The sequence below is a fragment of the Streptomyces sp. NPDC060198 genome, from assembly GCF_042728415.1.
GTDB lineage: Bacteria > Actinomycetota > Actinomycetes > Streptomycetales > Streptomycetaceae > Streptomyces.
Window position 1 is genome coordinate 1 of record NZ_JBHWZJ010000471.1, and the last position, 4,705, is coordinate 4,705.

Consider the following 4,705-nt stretch of genomic DNA (forward strand, 5'->3'; position numbering starts at 1 on the left):
GTGCCCCGCGCGCGGTCGCGCGGGGCACCCCCCGCCGGGTACGGAACCAGCCGGACCCGTACCCGGAGCCTCACTCCAACTCCCGGGGACACAGTTGTCTCCGGGAGCCCGGCCCACTCCCCACGCAAGGGCACCCCCGTGACAGCACACATAACGGACGGATCGCGCCAGCGGCGCCGCCGTCTCGACCGGCGGGTCATCGTCCCGCTCACCGTTGTCTCCGCGCTCGTCGGCGCCGTCGCCCTCTCGGGCTGCGGTTCCCAGCGGGACGCGAGCGTGTTCACCGTCCTGAACTCCTCGACGGACGACTCGTACCACGGCTGGGACGCCGCGACCCTGAAGCGCTGCAGCAAGCAGCTGGGCGTCACCATCGAGCAGCAGTCCGTCCCGGCCGCGCAGGTCATGACGAAGTCGCTCCGGATGGCCTCCTCGAAGTCGCTGCCCGACATCATCCAGTTCGACGGCTCCGAGATGCCGACCTTCGCCGAGACCGGTGGTCTGCTGGACCTGAAGAAGCTGGGCGTCTCCACCGCGGACATCCCCGAGGGCATCCTCGACTACGGCTCGTACAAGGGCACGTACTACGGGGCGGCGCGCACGGTGAACACCCTCGCGCTCTTCTACAACAAGGACATCCTCGACAAGGCCGGCCTGCCGGTGCCCACCACCTGGGCCGAGATGCAGGCGACCGCCAAGAAGCTCACCAAGAAGGGGAGCTACGGCGTCGCGCTCAGCGCGGGCGGCGCGGAGGACGGTGTCTACCAGTTCACGCCGTTCATGTGGTCCAACGGCGGCGACGAGACCGACCTCGACTCGCCCGAGGTGGTCGGGGCCCTGGACTACTGGAAGTCCCTCCTCAAGGACGGCTCCCTCTCCAAGTCCACGGTCAACTGGACGCAGGCCGACGTCAACGACCAGTTCATGGCGGGCAACGCGGCCATGATGATCAACGGCCCGTGGCAGGTCGAGACGCTCAACACGAAGAAGAACCTGCACTGGGGCATCGCGCAGATCCCGGTCCCGAAGGCCGGCGACGACTCGGTGGGTCCGCTGGGCGGCGGCATGCTGACCATCCCGGACGTCGGGGACACCGCGCGGGAGAAGACCTCGGCGAAGATCGTCAACTGCATGACCAGCGAGCAGGAGGAGGTCACCTACGCGCTGAACAGCTGGATGATCCCGGCCAACGAGAAGGCCGCCGCCGTGTGGCGCACGAAGGTGCCGTCGCTCAGCTCGCTCGCCGACCAGGTGGCCACCGCCCGCTCGCGCACCGCGCAGCTCGGCTCCGGCTGGACCTCCGTGTCGCTCGCGCTGCAGAGCGCCTTCCAGTCGGCCCTCACCGGGCAGTCCAGTGAGTCGGCCCTCCACCACGCCCAGCAGCGTGTCGAGAGCGGGAACTGAGGTATCTGAACATGTCATCCACCGCTGCTTCCGCACCTGCCGGCTCCGCACCCGCGACCTCCGCACCCGCGGCGGCCCCCGCGGCGAAGAGCCCGAAGCCGGGCTCCCTCAAGCTCCGCCGCACGCTGGCCCAGTGGGGGTTCATCGCCCCCGCCGTGATCTTCATGCTGCTGTTCTTCGGCTACCCGCTCGTCCGCAACGTCGTGATGAGCTTCCAGCACTACACGCCGTCCACCTTCTTCACGGGTGAGGCGCCCTTCAACGGGTTCGACAACTGGCGGAACGTCTTCCAGGACGATCTGTTCGGCAAGGCCCTGTGGCAGACCATCCTCTTCACGATCGGCTCGCTGATCGGGCAGTTCTGCATCGGCCTCGCCCTCGCGGTGTTCTTCAACCGCCGCTTCCCCCTCAACGGGGTGCTGCGGTCGCTGATCCTGCTGCCCTGGCTGGTCCCGATGGTCGTCTCCGGTGTCGTCTGGCGCCGCATCCTCGACCAGGACACGGGTGTCCTCAACTCCTTCCTGGGCCTGTTCGGCGCCGGTGACACCCCCTGGCTGAGCAGCACCGGCATGGCGCTGATCTCCGTCGTCATGGTGAACATCTGGATCGGCATCCCGTTCAACATGGTGATCCTCTACGGCGGCCTCCAGGAGGTCCCGAAGGAGATGTACGAGGCGGCCTCGCTGGACGGTGCCTCCGCCTGGCGCCAGTTCCGCTCGATCACCCTGCCGCTGCTCAAGCCGGTCATCACCGTGGTGCTGGTGCTGGGCTTCATGTCGACCGTCAAGATCCTGGACCTGGTCCTGGCCCTGACGGACGGCGGTCCCGCCGACTCCACCCAGACGCTCGGCACCCTGACGTACCAGAACTCCTTCGCCCAGCTGGACTTCGGCGCGGGCGCGGTGGTCGGCAACATCCTGATCCTGATCTCCGCGGTCTTCGCGGTGTTCTACCTGCGGGCCAACCGCAACGAGGGGAAGTGAACGGCATGGCGACCACCACTCCCGCCGTTTCGGCCCGTACCGCGGGCGGGCCGGCCGAGAACAAGCCGAAGCGCCACTGGGGCGCGATGATCATCGGGATCGTCATCCTCTGCGTGATGCTCTTCCCGCTCTACTGGATGGTCAACACGGCCCTCCAGCCGGAGTCGGGTCTGCTGGAGGTCTCCCCGGTCCCGCACAGCCTGGACTTCTCTGGCTTCAGCGACGCGTTCAAGGAGCAGGGCGGGCACCTGCTGACCTCGCTCGGCGTCGCGCTCGGCGCCGTGGTCATCTGCCTCGCGTTCTCCGCTCCGGCCGCCTACGGGCTCGCCCAGTTCAAGCTGCGCGGCACGAAGACCGTCGTGTTCGGCACCCTGATCACGCAGATGGTCCCCGGCATCGTCATCGCCAACGCCCTCTACAGCGCCTACGTGGACCTGGGGCTGGTCAACTCGTACGCCGGTCTGATGCTGGCGGACGCCTCGCTGGGCATCCCCTTCGCGATCGTGCTGATGCGCTCGTTCATGGTGGCGATCCCGCGCGAGGTCATCGAGGCGGCGGAGGTCGACGGCGCGGGCAAGTTCCGTACCTTTGTCCAGGTCGTTCTGCCGATGAGCCGCAACTCCCTGATCACGGCGGGGCTGTTCTCGTTCCTGTACGCATGGAGCGATTTCATGTTTGCCCTCACACTGAACACCACGGACGACGTGAAGCCGATCACCCTCGGCATCTACCAGTACATCGGTGCGCACGTCGGAGACTGGGGCTCGGTCATGTCCGCGGCGGTTCTGTCGGCGATCCCGGCTGCCGTGCTGCTCGTCCTGTCCCAGAAGTACATCGCCGCCGGGATTACCGGCGGCTCGGTCAAGTAAGGGCTTTTCATGAGTGAGTTCCCTGTCTTCCCTCCGGGTTTCGTCTTCGGTGCGGCCACCGCGTCGTACCAGATCGAAGGCGCGGTGACCGAGGACGGCCGCGGCCCCTCCATCTGGGACACCTACAGCCACACGCCGGGACGTACGGACGGCGGCGACACGGGTGACGTGGCCTGCGACCACTACCACCGCTACCCCGAGGACGTGGCGCTCCTGCGCGACCTGGGCGTGGACTCGTACCGCTTCTCCATAGCCTGGCCGCGCATCCAGCCGACCGGCAGCGGCCCGGCCAACGCCAAGGGCCTGGACTTCTATTCGCGCCTGGTCGACAACCTGCTCGAAGCGGGCATCGAGCCCGCCGCCACCCTGTACCACTGGGACCTCCCGCAGGCCCTGGAGGACAAGGGCGGCTGGCGCGTGCGCGAGACGGCCGAGCGCTTCGGCGAGTTCACCGCGATCATGGCCGAGCACCTGGCCGACCGGGTGCCGCGCTGGATCACCCTGAACGAGCCCTGGTGCAGCGCCTTCCTCGGTTACTCGGTGGGCCGGCACGCCCCGGGCGCCAAGGAGGGCACCGGCGCGCTGGCCGCCGCCCACCACCTGCTGGTCGGCCACGGCCTGGCCATGAAGGAGCTGCGCGCCGCGGGCGTCCGCGAGGCGGGCATCACTCTCAACCTGGACCGCAACCTCCCGGCCGCCGACACCGACGCGGACCGGGGCGCGGTGCTCCGCGCGGACACCCAGCACAACCTGGTGTGGACCGAGCCGATCCTCGCGGGCCGTTACCCGGCGAGCGACGAGGAGACCTGGGGTGAGCTGATCACCAACCAGGACTTCCGTCTCGACGGCGACCTGGAGCTGATCTCCCAGCCGCTGGACTTCCTGGGCATCAACTACTACCGCCCGATCGTCGTCGCGGACGCCCCGTACCGCGAGGCCGACCCGGCGCTGCGGGTGGCGACCGACAACCGGCTCCGCGAGACGGAGTACCCGGACGTCCGCCGCACCGCGATGGGCTGGCCCGTCGTGCCGGAGACCTTCACCGATCTGCTGACGGATCTGAAGAAGACCTACGGCGAGGCCCTGCCGCCCGTCCACATCACGGAGAACGGCTCGGCCGAGTTCGACACCGTCGACGAGGACGGCGCCGTGCACGACACGGACCGCGTCGAGTACCTGCGCGACCACCTGACGGCCCTCAAGGCCGCCATGGACGCCGGGGTGGACGTCCAGGGCTACTACGTCTGGTCGCTGCTGGACAACTTCGAGTGGGCGCTGGGCTACGCGAAGCGGTTCGGGATCATCCGGGTCGACTACGACACCCAGGAGCGCACCCCGAAGGACAGCTACCGCTGGTACCAGGAGCTGATCAAGGCTCACCGGAAGTAGCGGGGCCCGGCTCCGGGTCCTGACCCCCGGAGCCATCGGATGCGGGGCCGTACGGCGTGTTGG

The 4,705-nt window shown here is 68.4% G+C and carries 4 protein-coding genes; all 4 read left to right on the forward strand.

The genetic code is table 11. The features are described from left to right. Window positions 1–138: 138 nt before the first annotated feature. From ACFWEP_RS31825 to ACFWEP_RS31840, 4 genes are read left to right on the forward strand one after another with little or no spacing between them, the layout of a single operon-like run. Window positions 139–1,401, forward strand: a complete 1,263-nt coding sequence (locus ACFWEP_RS31825; protein ID WP_387375340.1) for an ABC transporter substrate-binding protein — start codon at window positions 139–141, stop codon at window positions 1,399–1,401. An 11-nt stretch (window positions 1,402–1,412) separates the two neighbouring features. After that, window positions 1,413–2,384, forward strand: a complete 972-nt coding sequence (locus ACFWEP_RS31830; RefSeq protein WP_387375341.1) for a carbohydrate ABC transporter permease — start codon at window positions 1,413–1,415, stop codon at window positions 2,382–2,384. Between the two features lie 5 nt (window positions 2,385–2,389). Continuing rightward, window positions 2,390–3,253: a carbohydrate ABC transporter permease gene (locus tag ACFWEP_RS31835; protein WP_328718759.1), complete on the forward strand. Its 864-nt coding sequence runs from the start codon at window positions 2,390–2,392 to the stop codon at window positions 3,251–3,253. 9 nt (window positions 3,254–3,262) lie between these two features. Continuing rightward, window positions 3,263–4,642: a GH1 family beta-glucosidase gene (locus ACFWEP_RS31840; RefSeq protein WP_387375343.1), complete on the forward strand. Its 1,380-nt coding sequence runs from the start codon at window positions 3,263–3,265 to the stop codon at window positions 4,640–4,642. The last annotated feature ends 63 nt before the right edge of the window (window positions 4,643–4,705 follow it).

Bases quoted from the DNA above. Each gene is read 5' to 3' on its own strand.
- ACFWEP_RS31840 (WP_387375343.1), top strand. From the start codon at position 3,263: ATGAGTGAGTTCCCTGTCTTCCCTCCGGGTTTCGTCTTCGGTGCGGCC.
- ACFWEP_RS31830 (WP_387375341.1), top strand. From the start codon at position 1,413: ATGTCATCCACCGCTGCTTCCGCACCTGCCGGCTCCGCACCCGCGACC.
- ACFWEP_RS31835 (WP_328718759.1), top strand. From the start codon at position 2,390: ATGGCGACCACCACTCCCGCCGTTTCGGCCCGTACCGCGGGCGGGCCG.